General features: G+C 61.7%; 12 protein-coding genes and 2 pseudogenes. 4 read left to right on the top strand and 10 right to left on the bottom strand.

Annotated elements, in window-relative coordinates; translation table 11 throughout:
• Window positions 1-278 precede the first annotated feature (278 nt).
• On the top strand, window positions 279-2,765 hold the full coding sequence (locus OKW44_RS22885; protein ID WP_026225669.1) for a two-partner secretion domain-containing protein: 2,487 nt from the start codon (window positions 279-281) through the stop codon (window positions 2,763-2,765).
• Window positions 2,766-3,144: 379 nt separating this feature from the next.
• On the opposite strand, the gene OKW44_RS22880 is transcribed toward OKW44_RS22885, so the two are convergent.
• Window positions 3,145-4,032 carry a LysR family transcriptional regulator gene (locus OKW44_RS22880; RefSeq protein ID WP_018419819.1) on the bottom strand — a complete coding sequence of 296 codons (888 nt, stop codon included), beginning with the start codon at window positions 4,030-4,032 and terminating at the stop codon, window positions 3,145-3,147.
• Between the two features lie 127 nt (window positions 4,033-4,159).
• Here OKW44_RS22880 and OKW44_RS22875 point away from each other — a divergent pair, with 127 nt between their 5' ends.
• The 3 genes and pseudogenes from OKW44_RS22875 (at window position 4,160) to OKW44_RS22865 (ending at window position 7,133) form a co-directional block, all read left to right on the top strand.
• Window positions 4,160-4,894: an SDR family oxidoreductase gene (locus OKW44_RS22875; protein WP_239499037.1), complete on the top strand. Its 735-nt coding sequence runs from the start codon at window positions 4,160-4,162 to the stop codon at window positions 4,892-4,894.
• Window positions 4,895-5,313: 419 nt separating this feature from the next.
• Window positions 5,314-6,242: pseudogene (locus OKW44_RS22870) on the top strand (transposase); the annotation flags it as partial.
• A gap of 303 nt (window positions 6,243-6,545) precedes the next feature.
• Window positions 6,546-7,133, top strand: coding sequence for a winged helix DNA-binding protein (locus OKW44_RS22865; protein ID WP_018419821.1), 588 nt, complete (start codon window positions 6,546-6,548; stop codon window positions 7,131-7,133).
• 72 nt (window positions 7,134-7,205) lie between these two features.
• On the opposite strand, the gene OKW44_RS22860 is transcribed toward OKW44_RS22865, so the two are convergent.
• From OKW44_RS22860 to OKW44_RS22820, 9 genes and pseudogenes are all read right to left on the bottom strand, one after another.
• Window positions 7,206-8,519, bottom strand: coding sequence for a Rieske 2Fe-2S domain-containing protein (locus OKW44_RS22860; RefSeq protein WP_018419822.1), 1,314 nt, complete (start codon window positions 8,517-8,519; stop codon window positions 7,206-7,208).
• A gap of 120 nt (window positions 8,520-8,639) precedes the next feature.
• A complete protein-coding gene (locus OKW44_RS22855; RefSeq protein ID WP_018419823.1) occupies window positions 8,640-9,998 on the bottom strand; it encodes a purine-cytosine permease family protein in 1,359 nt (452 codons plus the stop codon).
• Window positions 9,999-10,136: 138 nt separating this feature from the next.
• Window positions 10,137-10,791, bottom strand: a pseudogene (locus OKW44_RS22850) (methyl-accepting chemotaxis protein); the annotation flags it as partial.
• Between the two features lie 81 nt (window positions 10,792-10,872).
• Window positions 10,873-11,238, bottom strand: coding sequence for a BON domain-containing protein (locus OKW44_RS22845; RefSeq protein ID WP_018419825.1), 366 nt, complete (start codon window positions 11,236-11,238; stop codon window positions 10,873-10,875).
• A gap of 40 nt (window positions 11,239-11,278) precedes the next feature.
• A complete protein-coding gene (locus OKW44_RS22840; RefSeq protein ID WP_018419826.1) occupies window positions 11,279-12,022 on the bottom strand; it encodes an SDR family NAD(P)-dependent oxidoreductase in 744 nt (247 codons plus the stop codon).
• A 20-nt stretch (window positions 12,023-12,042) separates the two neighbouring features.
• Window positions 12,043-12,540 carry a bacteriohemerythrin gene (locus tag OKW44_RS22835; protein ID WP_113061893.1) on the bottom strand — a complete coding sequence of 166 codons (498 nt, stop codon included), beginning with the start codon at window positions 12,538-12,540 and terminating at the stop codon, window positions 12,043-12,045.
• 26 nt (window positions 12,541-12,566) lie between these two features.
• Window positions 12,567-13,112 carry a cupin domain-containing protein gene (locus OKW44_RS22830; RefSeq protein WP_018419828.1) on the bottom strand — a complete coding sequence of 182 codons (546 nt, stop codon included), beginning with the start codon at window positions 13,110-13,112 and terminating at the stop codon, window positions 12,567-12,569.
• 28 nt (window positions 13,113-13,140) lie between these two features.
• Window positions 13,141-14,238 carry an alcohol dehydrogenase catalytic domain-containing protein gene (locus OKW44_RS22825; protein WP_018419829.1) on the bottom strand — a complete coding sequence of 366 codons (1,098 nt, stop codon included), beginning with the start codon at window positions 14,236-14,238 and terminating at the stop codon, window positions 13,141-13,143.
• Window positions 14,239-14,367: 129 nt separating this feature from the next.
• Window positions 14,368-15,441 (bottom strand): porin, encoded by a 1,074-nt coding sequence (locus OKW44_RS22820; protein ID WP_018419830.1) that lies wholly within the window; start codon window positions 15,439-15,441, stop codon window positions 14,368-14,370.
• Between the last annotated feature and the right edge of the window lie 153 nt (window positions 15,442-15,594).

Raw genomic sequence — 15,594 nt, 5'->3', positions numbered from 1 at the left:
CGATCGACCGCGGCTTAGTCTAGCCACGTTATTCGACCTTAAGCGCGTTGGCCGACGCGGGGCTCAAGCCCGTAATCTACCACCTGGTTTTTCTTCACCAAGTCCCCCCACGCAAACGGGGTGGCACAAAAAGCCCCATAAGAAGGCGCCAGGCGCTGAGATATCGGCATGCATGCGCGACGCCAACTGCTATTCTTCAGACACGGCGACTCACGCGTCTCCGGTCGGCTCCGCGGGTCGTTGGCGGCCATTTCGCATGCATGCGGAAAGGGGGCTGTATGTCACGTCCAGAACAACCTCGGTCCGCGGGACGCGCACGGAATCGTGAGCAGTCCAACGGACGCATCTGGCTTGCCACTGGCATTTCGCTGACTGGACTTTGCCTGACAACCGTGGCGTTCGCGGCGGGCAGCCTTCCGCAGGGCGGCCATTACGTCGCTGGCACCGGCACGATAGCGGGCGCGGGCAACAGCCTCGTGATCACGCAACCCAGTTCGACACGCGGTGTGATCGACTGGAACAGCTTCTCGATCGGCCGGAACAATAGCGTGACGTTCAACAACGGCGCTGGTGCGACGCTGAACCGGGTGACGGGTGGCTCGCTCTCAGCGATTCTCGGCACGCTCAGTGCCACGGGCAGCGTGTACGTGATCAATCCACAAGGCATCGTCGTGGGTCGATCCGGCATAGTGGCGACGGGCGGACGCTTCGTTGCATCCACGCTGGACACATGCAACTGCGCGTTCATGAACGGCGGCGCGCTTACCCTGTCGGGCAACTCGGACGCGGTAGTCGTGAATCTCGGGAAGATCAGCTCCAGTGGCGGCGACGTGTTCCTGCTCGCCCGGACCGTGATCAACGCTGGAACTGTCAATGCGCCTGAAGGCGCGGCGGAATTCGCGGCCGGATCGAAGGTGCTGCTGCAGGACTCGTCGAGCGGCCAACAGGTATTCGTCCAGGCGGGCAGCGCGGGCAATGTGATTGATTCGGGTACCACGCGCGCCGCGCAGATCAGCCTGCAAGCCGCGGACGGCAACGTGTACGCGCTCGCGGGCGGCGGCGCGCGCATCCGTGCGACGGGCACGGCGACCCGCGAGGGCCACGTGTGGCTCGTGGCGGACGACGGCACGGTGTCGCAACAAGGCGCGATCGTGGCGAAGAACGCTGACGGCCGCGGAGGCACGGTTGATACCAAGGCAGCGCAACTGTCGTTCCAGAGAGGCGCCGCCGTGTACGCCGGTCGATGGAACATCGCGACGCCATCGCTCACCGTGGACGCCTCAGTCGCGCGTGCGCTCGAGCGCAGCCTGAACGCGGGCAGCACGGTCGACCTCACGACCACCGGCGCCAATGGTGCGGCCGGAGACCTGCAGATCGCATCCGATATCGACTGGCACGGTGCGTCGGCGCTGACGCTCGCGGCGTACCATAACGTCGCGCTTTCGTCGGGCGCGAAGATCCGCGACACGGGTTCTGGTGACCTCACGCTGCGCGCGGACGCGACGGGCATCGATAACGGCGGCAGCGTGACGAACGGCGGCACGATCGACTGGTCGAAAAGCACCGGGACGGTCAGCGCGCTGTACGACATGAACGGCACCTACGCGCCGGGGACGCTGCTCGCCAACACGACCTGGACGGCACCATCCAACAGCGGACTGATCACGCAGATCACCGGCTACCGGCTCGTCAATTCGCTGGAAAATATATCGCTCGATCTTGCCGGCGACTATGCGCTCGGCAAGGACTTCGACATCAGCACGCCACGATGCTGCGCAGGCCTTTATGTGCCGATCGGAACAGGCGCCACGCCGTTCACCGGGCAGTTTGATGGCATGGGCCACACGATCTCGAATCTGAATGCGTGGCAGAGTGTTCCCGCCACAAGCGATCCGGCGAATTTCGAGGCAGCGAGTGGTCTGTTCGGTGTGATCGGTGCGACGGCTGTCGTTCGCAACGTCAGCGTAAATGGCTTCGTCAGCATCAGCGGCTATGGCTCCTTTGGCATCCTGGCCGGCGTCAACGACGGCCTGATCGCGCACGCCCAGACGAGTGGCAGCCTTTCGCTGTCTAACGGTTTCGTCTCGATCGGTTCGATCAGCGGCGGCCTGGTGGGCTCGAATTACGGCACGATCACACGCTCGTCCAGCGACGCGTCGATGGTGAGCGAGGGCGTGTTGGGCGGCCTCGTCGGATACAACTTCAGCACCGGCGTGATCCGGCAGTCGTACGAAGCGCAAAGCCCGGACATCCCGCCGACGTCCGGGACGGGCACAGTGAATGCCGTTGCTCACACTCAGGGCGCCGGCGGTCTAGTAGGCACCAACGACGGTCTGATTACGCAGTCATATGCGACCGGGACCGTTACGTTCACGCCCGACTACTGCGGTGGTGGCGGCGGCGGGCTCTGCTTTGGCCGGGGGAGCGCCGCGCTCGTTCAAAGCAACACCGGCACGATCGAGCAATCCTTCGCGACGGGCAACGTCATCCAGGAAATTATCCCAGGCTTGGGGCCGCCCGCGCTCGGTGTTGCGACCAGCAATACCGGCACGATCGCCAACGACGTCTTCTGGGACACGCAGACAACCGGAGCCACGGTCGGCGTGGGCACGGGTACCCCCGTGCCGATCGCGAATGGACTCACCACCGCGCAGATGAGCGTGCCATTGAGCTTCGGCCCGACGTTCGACTTCAGTTCAACCGGCGTCTGGGCATTGCCGGCCGGCGCGACCCATCCCGTACTGCGTTGGCAACTCGATCCTTGAGGGGGCCGATTACTCCGACGCGGCTCTCGGTTGCCGTGGTATCGCCAGTGCGCGGAACCGGTTTCCTGAATGGCCAGATCCCGCTTGGCAACGGACGGCTGCAAATCCAAAGTCGGATGTCTCGTTGGGGTCGACTTGCGACGATCATCCGCTGCGGGCCGGCAAGCGGTTCTCAATTCAGCTATCGGACCGGGTTCGGGCTAGGAGCCGCCATTCGCCGTCGCCGCTACACGGTCATTCGAGCGGCGGCTCCGCCTCAAGCAGCGGACCTTCGCGAGCCGAGAGTGTCAGGCGTGTGATCGACCAGACTCGCCATTCAAGCCGTCACAGAAACTCGCTGTCGAGTAGCTACATGCCGCTTTCCCATAACATGGCCGGTCTACGGTTCGCTGTCGTGCCCCAACGTTTCCTGGAGAAAGGCGATAAAACTCGCCAGCTTCGGTGGCATGTGCGCATCGGGCAGGTGCACCACATGGATGGGCCAGGTCTGCGCCGGCCAGTCGGGGAAAAGACGAACGAGCCGGCCCGCGTCCAGATCTTCCTGCAGCATTACCTGAGGTTGAAAAATCACCCCCAGTCCCGCGAGGGCGGCTTCGCGAAGCGCTAGGCCGCCATTGACGTCGAGACGCCCGCGCACCGCGATGCGCTCCACGCCATTGTTATCGGGACGTGGGAAACGCCATTCACGTTCGGGTCCAGTCGCGACCATGAAAGCGAGGCAGTTGTGCTGTACCAGATCGGCTGGCACCAGCGGCTGCCCGTGGCGCGCCAGATAGGCCGGTGATGCGCAGGCGATACGCGGCGAATGGGTCAACGGCCGCGCAATCAAGCCCGAGTCCGGCAGTACACCGGCGCGGATGGCGGCGTCGAAACCTTCTTCCGCCAGATCGACGAAGCGATCGCTTAGGGACAGCTCGACCTGAACCTCAGGATAGCGGTCGAGGTACGCGGCAAGCGCCGGTACGAGCACACGCGTGCCATAGATAGCAGGGCAACTCACCCGCAACCGGCCACGCGGGCTGCTCTGCATTTCTCGCGCATCCAGCTCGGCGAAATCCACCATCGCCAGAATTTCGAGGCATCGCGCGTGATAGCGCATGCCGAGTTCGGTCAGGCTTTGACGCCGCGTGGTGCGATTCAGCAACCGGCCTTCGAGGCGTCGCTCCAACTCGCGAATATGGTTGCCGACCATCGTGGGCGTCATACCGCTGCCTTCGGCCGCGGCGGTAAAGCTGCCGCGTTCGACCACGCGTGCAAATATTGCCATGCTGCTGAATCGATCCATTCGCAAGCTCTATTAATGAGTGTTCGAAAAGATTCGGAGTTTATCAAGTCAAGCTAATGAATAATACTAGGGTCATGGCTTCAACTACAACCACAGCGAGGACTCAACCATGACTATTGCAAGCATGAAGCTTCGGCATCAACACGTCGTCCTGCTGGGCGGCACCTCGGGAATCGGCCTTGCCACGGCTGAAGCCGCGCTGGCAGCCGGCGCCTCGGTGAGCGTTGTTTCATCGCGCAGTGAGCGAGTCGCCAAAGCCGTCGCGAGACTCGGCGATCGGGTCAAGGGATACACGGTCGATCTGAGTAACGAGTCCGCCGTGCGCGCGCTGTTCGGGCAAGTCGGCGCTTTCGACCATCTGGTCTATAGCGCGGGGGATTCGTTGCGAACCGGGGCGCTCGCCGACATGGACCTCGCTACCGTGCGTCAGATTTTCGAAGTGCGAGTCTTCGGCGCCATTGCCGCCGTCAAACATGCGGCGCCGTATCTCCGTCCCGGCGGCTCCGTGGTGTTGACCAGCGGTATTGCGAGCTTGCGGCCACAAAAGGGGTGGGCGGCGCTGGCCAGCGTCTGCAGCGCGAATGAAGGTCTCACACGGGCACTCGCGGTGGAGTTGGCGCCCATTCGCGTCAACCTCGTGAGTCCCGGTTTGGTGCGCACGCCGCTGTGGGATGACTTGCCCGAACTCGAGCGCGAAGCGCTCTACGCCGCGAGCGGCGCGGCCCTGCCAGTCGGTCGTGTCGGCGAGGCGGAGGACCTCGCGCAAACGTACGTCTATCTGATGACCAATCGCTATGCTACGGGACAGACCATAATTGTGGACGGCGGTGGCGTGCTGGTCTGATTAGTAGCGCGCTCGAAGAAAACGATGACCGCTACACCCGGCGGATTCAACCGGTCGATGCAACACAATGAACGTCGCATGAGCGGCGGGATTGCTGACAATTCCGCGAGGTCCGAGGGACAATTGACAGCCTTTCGTGTAAGGGTCACCCGGCGCGTTACACCGTTCTTCCTCCCAGCCGGAGATCAAGAGTGTCTTTGCATAACGTTGTGTCGCTGCGATTCACGTTACTGAATCGCGGTCAGCCTGGTGCCGCAAGCGTGCTTTTCTTGTTCTACGCGGTCATTCTCGCCTGTATTGCCAAAGGGTTGTTCGAGATTGTCAACTTCGCTGGTGTGGAGACGCAGACCGGAAATGCCAAGGTCTTAGCAAAACGAATCGTGCCCGCTCATTGGGAGTGGCAAACTCGTGGACGCTATTTGACGCGATACCTCGATCTGATCGAAAGCGCGGACCGGACCAGCCCGACGGGGTTCGATGTGAAGACCGTGCGGCTGTACGAGAAGATGGCCCGCTTGCGTCAGCAGATGCATGAGCTCAACCAGATCAAGAAGCAGTTGAAGAAGCAACCGGACAAACAGCTGTCGATGACGGATCCCGACGCACGATCCATGGCAACAAGCGGGAGAGGCTCCGGCATAGTGGGCGACAACGTTCAGGCGGCCGTGGACACGAAACATCACCTGATCGTTGGGCACGAGGTGACTAACGTAGGCAACGATCACGGACAACTCAGCAGAATTGCGCTGTCTGCGAAGGACGCGGTGGTCAAACCGAAGCTGAAGGTTGTTGCTGACCGTGGCTACTTCAGCGGCCCGGAGATACGGGCATGCGATCTGAACAAGATCAGTGCGTACGTTCCCAAGCCACTCACCTCCGCATCAAGGAAGAAAGGTCTCTTCACGAAAGCCGACTTTATCTTCGAGTCAAGCAACGATGTGAATCGATGCCCTGCCGGCGAGCGGGCCATTCATCGATTCAACACCGTTGAGCACGAGATGACTCTGCGGGTGTACTGGCCCAGCGCCTGCCCGCGCCGCCCTCTGAAGGAGCGATGTTCGCCCAGCGACTATCGCCGCATCCGACGATGGGAGCACGAAAAAAAATTGAAGCCATGCAGCGCCGGCTTGACCGGAAGCCCGATGCGATGACCATCCGTCGAAGTACTGTCGAGCATGTCTTCGGTACGCTCAAACACTGGTTGGGGCCCGCACACTTCCTGACCAGGACGCTTGAGCGAGTGAGTACTGAAATGAGCCTTCAGGTATTGGCCTACAACCTCAAGCGAGTCGTGAACATACTTGGCGTTGCGGGGACGATGAAGGCCATGAAGATGGCAGGAACCTGAAGCCCCGAGGGGCTTTCTTGTGCTAGCGATGTTCGATTGACAAGCTCGACGTATTAAACTCGATCGACCTGACCGGCAATCTCGCGCTCAGCAGCAAAAATGGCGTTTCCACACGCCCACGAGTACTGGTGGACATCCAATGTTGTTCAATATTTTGTCGATTGATAATCCATTGTCCGTGCCTCATCGCAGCAAGTAGCTAGCTACCCACGCGGAACTCTCTGGTGATGCCGGTATCCGTCGGCGGCCCAACCAATTGGGCCGCATTCCCCCATCGACAACTTTTAATGAGCGAGTCAAGCAATGGATCCCAGGTTCTACCGGTCGTGGCACCTAGCAAAATCGGACACCGAGTTCAAGATCGCCGAGTTCGAGTGGTCACTGATTCGGTTTTACGAATCGTTCAGCCGCTTCGTTCTGGCAACCGGCGTCGTTACGATTACAGCGAACGTCGATCTCAAACATCAGGAGCACGTAATCCTTCACGTCATCCGTATGCAGGACCGCCCCAAGACGAGCGCCATGATCGGACGATTGATGAATCGCGACGATATTCCCAATATCCAGTACAGCCTGAGAAAGCTGGAAGCCGCTGGATTGATCGAGAAGCGACAGGACACGAACAGCAAGACGTACTCGTATTTTGCGAGCGATCTGGGGATTCGATTGACGGACGAGTATTACAAGGTTCGAAAAGAAATACTGGTCCAGCGCCTTGGGGAAATCAACGACCCGGAGGAAAAGTTCGAGCGCTACGGGCGCTTCATGTCTCTGCTTACCGGGATCTACGATGAGGCAGCTCGCGACGCCGCCACCATCACCCCGCGGACTGAAAGAAGTGCGCCAGCCACCGGATCGGAGCCGAGCGTGATAAGGCGGAAAGAAACCTGAAACAGACCTGACCCCCGACGAAAAGCCTCCCTTCCCGGTGCAAAGTCCGGGGAAGGGGGCACAAGGCGCAGATCAGTCTTCGATCTGCTCCGTCTTATAGGTCATTCGCTTGCCGTCCGCCGCGCGCTTGAAGCGCAGGCTGCTGTCCTTTCGTGCGCCCGGCACGCCCCGTCCCGGTTTCGCGATGCCGCGATTCCATCGCGACGCCACCTTGCGCCAGGTGACGGCTGAAATGTCCGTTGCGACCATCTTCTCGTTCTCCCAGCCTGTGCCATCGCCGTAAAAGTCCTCCATCGACTCACGCGCATAGATATCGCAGTCGTTGAAGCCGTGCAGGGCCAGCGGCTCGTAGACACGCTCATAGCGGTACTTGTGCGCTTCCAGTTCCTCCGGAGTATTGCAAATACGTACGATCACCTCCCAGTACTCGTGTGTATCGTCGGTAATCGGCACGAACCACTCCAATTGGGTCATATGTTCGCCCGGCCAGTTCTCGACCGCCACGAGTCCCGGCAGCACAATCGAAGTCCGATAGGGCCGGCCTACGAGTCCGGCGACTTTCAGCCCGAGCTCCTTGTTTTCCAGCACCGGTTGCCATTTGTCCGTACCGAGCCATTGCAGCATGCCCTTGGGCCCGTCCGGGTCCTCGAGGACTTCCACGCAGTCTTCGCCGTTCGGCAACAGGCCAAGCGGCAGGACCCATTCCATCGCGTGAATGATGCTGTTGTCCTTGTGCAGCAGTAGATGTGCGTTGTCGATGCCGTTCTCGCACGCAATGCGCCAGTTCGTAAAGCCGATCCGGTGAATGCCCATCGCGACCGCGTTCTCGTCGAGCAGACTGGGCACGGCCGGCCACAGTGGGTGCGGGTAGCGGTCACTGTGCGTCGGAAAGCGCACCGGCAGGTCCTGTTCCAGCGGGGGAACGTCCGCGAGCGGAAAATCGTCGTCACGCACGAACACGAAGATCATCCCCGCTACTTCGTGCACCGGATAGCTCGTAATGCCGACCGTGCCAATTAGCCTGTCTTCCGGGTTCGCGATGATGGTCGCAAGATTGCCCGTTTCAAGGTCGAACGTGAAGCCGTGATACCAGCACGAGATCGTCTTCTTGTTGAAGCACATCGGCTTTTCGGAAAGGCGAACGCCACGGTGCAGACATTGATCCTTGAGCGCATGAACCTTGCCGTTCGCGCGCCGCAATACGATTGGAATCCCGCATATCTGCACGCCTTCCACCTGGTCCTCCACCAGTTCGCGGCTGAAAAGCGCCGGATACCAATGATTGACGAAGCCCCATGCAGCGTCCCTATAGGGCTGATACTGACTCGATGTACCACCATTGCCGCCGCTCACCGTGCGGCGGCGGATGATCGTCGGATCTGACATTACTTTGCTCCTTGATGAAATAGGGGGCCGCAGACTTGTTGTGAGCGCAGCCCCGTTGGTCAGACAGGTCAGGATGAACCGGGCGCGAACTCCAGGCCCTTATTGAAGCCAAATGCGTGACTACGTCGCGATCGGTACGGAGCGCTTCGTATAGGTCGACACCATCAGGTACGCCGCGACCGAAATCACAAACGTCGCCGGCGCGGAAAAGGAGTGGATCGATTCCGGTCCGCTCATCACGCCAATGCCAGCCGCGACCCCAACAAACCACGCGATCAGTCCGCCCGCGTTGAAGGTCGGCACGTCGCGCAGGGACGCTTCAACTGTGTCGTCGGAAGTCCGCTCCGACTTGTGCGAGAGGATATGAGCAAGCGCCACCGCCACCCACGCGACGACGAACACCCCTTGATACGCGAGCGCGAGCAGCAGCTTCGAGAAGATGCCGGACAGCATCAGCGCGTACACGATCGCGCCGACGGCGATCGTCCAGACGAATTTCGGCAGCTTCAGGCCGAGCCCCGCTTCGAACAGCGCCTGCGTGTTGATCGTCGCGAGATAGTAGTTTGCGGTGTTGATGCGCGTCTGCGTGACAACGAGAAACGCGAGTCCCCAGAGCCCCATCAGCTTGAGCAGCGCGAGCACGACCGACACCTCGGAAAGTGCACCTTGCCCGGAGATCGTACTGACGAGATAAATCCCGACGATGCCGTTCACCATGAATGTGACAATCCAGAACGGCATGCCGAAGTTGATCAGGCTGTGGTAGCGGGCATGCTGTTTTTTGCCGAAGCGGGCGAAGTCGAATGCGGCGAGCATGAAGAGCCAGACGCCCATGTAATAGACGAAGCAGTCCCACCAGCCGTTCGACACAGCTGGTCCTTTCGACGACTCGCCGAAATGCATCCACGCCGGGCTATAGCCACGCGTTGTCGTCGCTACGACCACTGCTGCGATCAGACCGGCCGCGTAAAAGGGCAGAAGCACACCGTTGAGCTTGTCGAGCCAGTTCTGCACGCTGCCGAAGACCAGAGGCACGCTATAGGCGACCACGATCAGGCACGCCAATGGATAGGAAACAGACGGAAAGAGACTGTTCAAGGCCACCGCGATGACCGAGCTCTCAAAGACGGCGTAGTAGATGACGGTTGCCGCGAATATCAGCGTGGCCAGCGCAGCGCCTGCGCTGCCGAACAGCACACGGGAGAAAAGCGACACGGAAAGGCCCGTGCGGATTGCATGGTTCGTCAGTACATAGTTCACGGCGGAATAGACGATCACCGACATCAGCATTCCGATCAGCGCGTTGGTCGTGCCGTAGTAAAGCGCCAGCGTTGCGCCGATGATCAGATACACCATCGCACTGCACAACCCCCACCAGGCCATCGTGAGTGCGAACTTCGGCATGCGCGAGCTGTCCGGCACCCGGACGGTTGAGACATCGACTTCGTCTTCCTGCGCCAATTCAATCGAGCTAGACATGACTCTCTCCAACGTAGCGCCATTCGGCGTATCAAAATGTTTAATTAGCGATGCCAACGTAAAATCAAGAGACTGCTTCCACTACTCATTCGCCCCTCGTGGCCGAGGGGCATTTCTCCGGAGCCGACCGGCACTCACTCAAACCGTTGACTCCGCCCCCAGGCTGAACGGCGACGCGACACGGGTCAGTTGGCCTGCCTCGTCATGCAGCGCGTTTGCGGCGGCCGCGGCTTCTTCCACCATCGCAGAGCTCGGTTGCACCGCGTCATCCATCTGCATTACCGCGCGATTGATCTGGGCGATGCCCGCCGACTGCTCCTGGCTCGCCGCCGAGATCTCGTCCACGATGGAGGCGACGCAACGGATGCTGTCGACCACCTCGTTCGTCGTCGCTCCCGCCTCGTGGACGAGCCGGCTGCCCGCACCGACCTTCGACACGGAGTCGTCGATCAAAACCTTGATTTCCTTCGCGGCTTCGGCCGAACGCTTCGCAAGACTGCGCACTTCGGAGGCCACTACCGAGAACCCACGCCCCTGATCACCTGCGCGCGCCGCCTCGACGACTCGTCGATCCACGCCATTGTCTCGACCACGCGCCCGACCGCAGCGCCGCCGCGAGCGGCCACTTCGGGGGCCGAACGGGCCGGCGGGTCTGCCTCGCGGGCGTTTTCGGCGTTCAGAGCTTGACCGTCCAACTCAGTTGCTCCATCGATGAAGCGGTCTCTTCTAGCGACGCCGCCTGCGACTCCGTGCGCGCCGACAACTCGAGATTGCCGCCGGCGATCTTGTTCGATTTCTTTTGCCTGATTCCACATTGATTCGTCGTCCCGGGCGTGACCGTTCAACGCCTGAACGCCCGCGCCGGGACGATGTCTCACTGTCCCACTGGCCGTATGGTCAACTGGTTGTTCACCGACACGACACCGGGCACACCTTGCGCCGTGCGCAATGCAAGCCGGATTTGGGACTGCTCCGGCACCCACCCCTGCAAAGTGAGCGTGCCGTCGTGCGCGCGTACTGCAATGCCCGACGCGTTGAGGCCCTTGGTGTGAGCCAGCGCGCGGCGCACTTTCTTCTGCAGTTCCCGGTTCGCTGCGCGCGCCGTGCTTTTGCTCTCGCCCGAAGCCGCGCTTGCAGCCGGCGTCGAAGCCGTTGCACTTGCTCCCTGAGCATTCGCACCGAAGACAACCAGCGCGAGGAGCGCGCCGCCGATATACCGTGCTGCACGATTCGATTTCATCGTTCTTTCTCCTTGTGTCCCGTGAGCCTGAAACTGTCGTTCAGGTTGTCATGCCGCCGTCGACGGACAGGGTGGTGCCCGTCACGTAGGCCGCCTTCTCGGAGAGCAGCCAGAGCACCGCGTCGGCGATTTCATGAGGCTGGCCGATGCGGCGCATCGGAATCATGTCGTCGAGCAGGTGCACATCGCCGTTGGTCGAGCGCATGTAGTTCGGCGTCTCGGTTGCGCCCGGACACACGGCGTTAATGCGGATACCGCTACCGGCATATTCCTTCGCGACTGCGCGCGTGAGGCCGACTACTGCGTGCTTGCTTGCAACGTAGTGAGCGATGCCATTCATGCCTCGCAAGCCGAAGATGGACGCGTTGTTGACGATCGCCCCGCCGCCCGCGCGCAGCATCGCTTCAACCTGATACTTGACGCCGTAATAGACGCCCTTGAAGTTCAGATCGATCACCCATTCCGACTCTTCGACTGGAGTCTGGTCGATGGGCTTGAAGTCTGCGTGGCCGCCCGCGTTGTTGAATGCGAAGTCGAGCCTGCCGAAGCGCGACTCGACGAATGCGACGAGCGCCTCGTTGTCCTCGCGACGCGAAACGTCGGCCGAGCGGATTTCCGCGCGCCCTCCGGCTCGCTGGATTTCGTCGCGCACTGCCGCAAGCTTTTCTTCACCACGCCCAGCGAGCACGACGATCGCGCCCTCGCACGCCAGCGCCAGCGCCGCCGCGCGCCCCATGCCCGAGCCGCCGCCCGTTACGAGTCCCACCTTGTCCTTCATGATCATGTTTAGCTCCGTTACTTCGTTCAGGCCACTTCGGCCACCTGCAGATCGCGTCGCAACACGACGGGTGCGCCGCCATGCATCTTCTTGTTGATCCACGCCGACAACGCCGAATCCATATAGTCGGCGTGGCCTGGAAACCAGTCGGCCAATGCCTGTGCGAGACGCTTGACGTCCTGCAGGCCGACCTGGCCAATGGCTGCGAGTGCGTTCACCTTTTGCACGGCCTCCATCACCCGTTGGTGCTCGTCGAGATGGCATTCGGCGGCGGGAAAATCGGTCTTTTCCATCCATTCCTGCTCGACTGCGAAGTGGGACAGCAGATGCGCCTCCACCGCCTGCAAGCAGGCCAGCGCCGTATGCTGCGTACAACCGGCGAGCGCCGTCACCACTTCGACAAACTCTTCGTGCGCGGCGTCGATCGGCGCGTGACCGAGCAACATCGCGTCGCTCCATTCCAGCGTTTCGGCGCGTGGTGCCCTGGGCGGCCCGTCGTGGGGATGTTCTGCTTGCTGACTCATTGTTTGCTCTCTCACTTCGTTTGCCGTTACCGCGCTGCCTGCGTCTCGGCGCCGATCAAGACCGCCACCATCACCGCCGGCACCGTGCCGCGATTACGCCACGCGTGGCGCGTGCCGTTCTGGATCACGATGTCGCCCGCCCGCAAATGACGAATCTCGCCGTCATCGAGTTCGAGCCACAGTTCGCCGGAAACGATGATGTCGTAGTCGACCGACGTGGTGCGGTGCATGCCTGAGCCATCGGGTTCGAACGCCTGGGCGAGGCCTGGCAGATGGGCTTCGTATTCCGCGCCAGCCGCAACCGGGTCGAAGTCGCCGGAATCGAGCGAGCTCTCGGGCGGGAACTGCACGACGAGCAGGCGCGTGCCATGCGGATCGGGCACGACCGACTGAATGCCGACCACCGGGTCCTTGCCGTCGTGCGGCAGGGGCGCCACGCCCTGCAGCGTCGCCCATGCCAGCGTAGTCTGGAAGCCGGGCACGGCTGCGTAGTCGTGCGTATTGGCGACGGGGCCATCGGAGACGATGACTGACTTGCCGTCTTTCTCGCCTGTCACGACGCGTCTTACCATGATGTTCTCCTGTTCGATTCGGGTTGTTTCATTGAACGATGACAACGTTGACGAAGCCACCAGCGCGTTTTTCCGCTTCCGAGAGTGCTTCGTTGGCCTGGTCGAGCGTGTAGCGGTGGTGTTCGAACACGCCGAGATCGAGCGTGCCGGCCGCGGCCATTGCAGCCAGGTCCTGGCCTTCGGCAACCGAGAACCAGAGTGAGCCGATCACGCTGACCTGCGCGCACATCATCTCGTGCAGGTTCAGCGGCAGCGGGTCGGTCATCGCGCCGATTTCGACGAGCCGGCCACCGCGCCTGAGTGCCTCCATGCTGTCGAGCGTGACCTGATGCGAGGCGCCTGGCGCGATCGCGTCGATGACCGCGTCGACGCCCACTCCGTCCGTCTGTTCACGGGCCCAGTCGGCCAGCGAGCCGGTGCCGTACGAAAACGTGCGGATGCGCTGCGGATCGAGCGCATGCACTCGGGCGAGAAGCGCCTCGTTGCGCGCGACGCACAGGATACGAGTCGCGCCCATCGCGCGTGCGATCTGCACGGCCCCCAGACCCAGCGTGCCACTTGCGCCCACGATCAGCACGGTCCGGCCCGCACCGACGCCTGCCTTGCGTAGGCCCGAATACGCGGTGCCGAGGTAGCCGAAACGCGCCGCCTGCTCGAAGCTCACTGCCTCAGGCAGCTTGACGAGGCCGTCGGCGGGCGCCGTTGCGAACTCGCTGAAGCCGCCGTATGGGTATTGCCGGTACATCGTCTTCGATTGCGGGCCAAAGCCGAAGTAGCCCTGAAACGTGAAGGCCACGCAGTTGATCGACTGACCTGTCCGGCACGCGTCGCACGATCCGCACGAGCGGCCCGGATTGATATAGACACGATCGCCCGGCACGAGGCCGGTTACGGCGCTGCCCACCTCGGCAACCACGCCGGCCGCGTCCAGCCCGTAGATAGCGGGCAGATCCGGCACGGTGAGGTAAGCACGCTCGCCGTAATTGCTCATTACGTTGCGCAGATTCGGGACGACGCCGGACGCCTTCACGTCGACGAGGACGTCGGTCGGACGCAGCAGCTCGGGGCGCGGAACCGTGTCGAGCACGAAGCGGCCACCGGGTTCGTGAACGCGCATTGCGCGCATGGTTGAGCGGGTGTTCAAAATGGTGTCTCCAGTTTGGGTTCAGTGGGGCATGACTGGCCGGCGCCAGTCGAGAAGCGCGGTGCTGCCGCCACAGTCTGCTGAGCGAGCGTCCGCGCTGAGGTCATATCGTCAGAACACGTGCAGCAAACCGATGTCGACTGCCGTCTGCCGGCCGCCCGAGGCGGGTCCTGGCACCAGTGAAATCCAGGCGGGACCGCCCGAGGCCTGCTGTAGCGCCAGCGCTGAGTAAATGCTCGTGCGTTTGGAGAGCGAATACATGAGCGACAACGTCTCCTGACTGGCCTTCTGGTCTTTCAAGACGTCGTTGCCTTTCATGTACTGGTAGGCGAGATTCGCATGCAGGAACGGGGAGGCCGTCCACGTCACGTCGGCCTCGTAGACGCCGACACGGGCGCCGTTCTGCGTGTTCTGCGTGCTCGTGTACATCGCGGCCAGCACTGTCGGCCCCACGACCCACGAAGCGGCGAGACCTATGTTACGGATACCGTCGTTGCCGTTGTTCAACTCGGGATACTTGACGTACGTGTACGCGCCATTCAGCGCGACGGTGCCGATGTGATAGTTCAGGCCGAAGCTCTGCCCGCTATCCTGACCGAACGAACCAGCCTGTCCGCCGAAGCTGTACTGCGCGCCCATCGAGAGGCCACCGATTGTCGGGCTCATGTACTTGACCGAGTTCGCGATCGGAGCGCCGAGTGTGCGATCGAAGTCGAACGAGTTATTACCCGGCGGCCCCGGAATGTTCAGCCCTGAGAACGAGCCTTGCCGCAGACCCAGTGAATTGACGAACGGGAAAGCCGGACCCCAGTGGTCGACCACGAGCGAATAGAACATGAAGTCGATCTGGTTGCCGGCGGTCAGCGTGCCCCATCGCTCGTCACGCAATCCCACATAGGTTTCATGCCCGAAAAGCCCGTTGCTGGATTCCCCGTTGTTCACGCTGAACATGCCTTCGAGCTTGAAGATCGCCTTCCGGCCATTGCCGAGATCTTCGGTTCCGCGAAAGCCGAACAGGTTCGGCGCTATCGTGTCGGGATCAGCCAGCCAGTTGCTGTGGCCGCCCACGTTCGACACGTACATCACGCCCGTGTCGATGATCCCGTAGACTTCGACGCTGCTTTGCGCATGGGCATTGGCGGCCAACGCCAAGCCGATTAGTAGTACGGACTGCTTCAGTTTCACCGCGTTCTCCTCTTCCTTTCGTCAATAGCCTTTGCTGCGCCTGCCGACCGGCGAGTTGTCAGGCGGCCGCTTTTCGGGCCGCTTTTTTTGCCTGCGTGACGCTCTTAACGGCGACAGGTGTTCGTCCCGGTCTCGTTTTTGCCGCCTGCATCG

The sequence above is a fragment of the Paraburkholderia lebeckiae genome (assembly GCF_050436325.1).
Lineage (GTDB): Bacteria > Pseudomonadota > Gammaproteobacteria > Burkholderiales > Burkholderiaceae > Paraburkholderia > Paraburkholderia tuberum.
Note: the sequence above shows the minus strand (reverse complement) of the source record. Positions and strands in the feature narration are given on the sequence as shown.

Coding starts and splice junctions, on each gene's coding strand:
- OKW44_RS22885 (WP_026225669.1), top strand. CDS start 279: ATGTCACGTCCAGAACAACCTCGGTCCGCGGGACGCGCACGGAATCGT.
- OKW44_RS22880 (WP_018419819.1), bottom strand. CDS start 4,032: ATGGCAATATTTGCACGCGTGGTCGAACGCGGCAGCTTTACCGCCGCG.
- OKW44_RS22875 (WP_239499037.1), top strand. CDS start 4,160: ATGACTATTGCAAGCATGAAGCTTCGGCATCAACACGTCGTCCTGCTG.
- OKW44_RS22865 (WP_018419821.1), top strand. CDS start 6,546: ATGGATCCCAGGTTCTACCGGTCGTGGCACCTAGCAAAATCGGACACC.
- OKW44_RS22860 (WP_018419822.1), bottom strand. CDS start 8,519: ATGTCAGATCCGACGATCATCCGCCGCCGCACGGTGAGCGGCGGCAAT.
- OKW44_RS22855 (WP_018419823.1), bottom strand. CDS start 9,998: ATGTCTAGCTCGATTGAATTGGCGCAGGAAGACGAAGTCGATGTCTCA.
- OKW44_RS22845 (WP_018419825.1), bottom strand. CDS start 11,238: ATGAAATCGAATCGTGCAGCACGGTATATCGGCGGCGCGCTCCTCGCG.
- OKW44_RS22840 (WP_018419826.1), bottom strand. CDS start 12,022: ATGATCATGAAGGACAAGGTGGGACTCGTAACGGGCGGCGGCTCGGGC.
- OKW44_RS22835 (WP_113061893.1), bottom strand. CDS start 12,540: ATGAGTCAGCAAGCAGAACATCCCCACGACGGGCCGCCCAGGGCACCA.
- OKW44_RS22830 (WP_018419828.1), bottom strand. CDS start 13,112: ATGGTAAGACGCGTCGTGACAGGCGAGAAAGACGGCAAGTCAGTCATC.
- OKW44_RS22825 (WP_018419829.1), bottom strand. CDS start 14,238: ATGCGCGCAATGCGCGTTCACGAACCCGGTGGCCGCTTCGTGCTCGAC.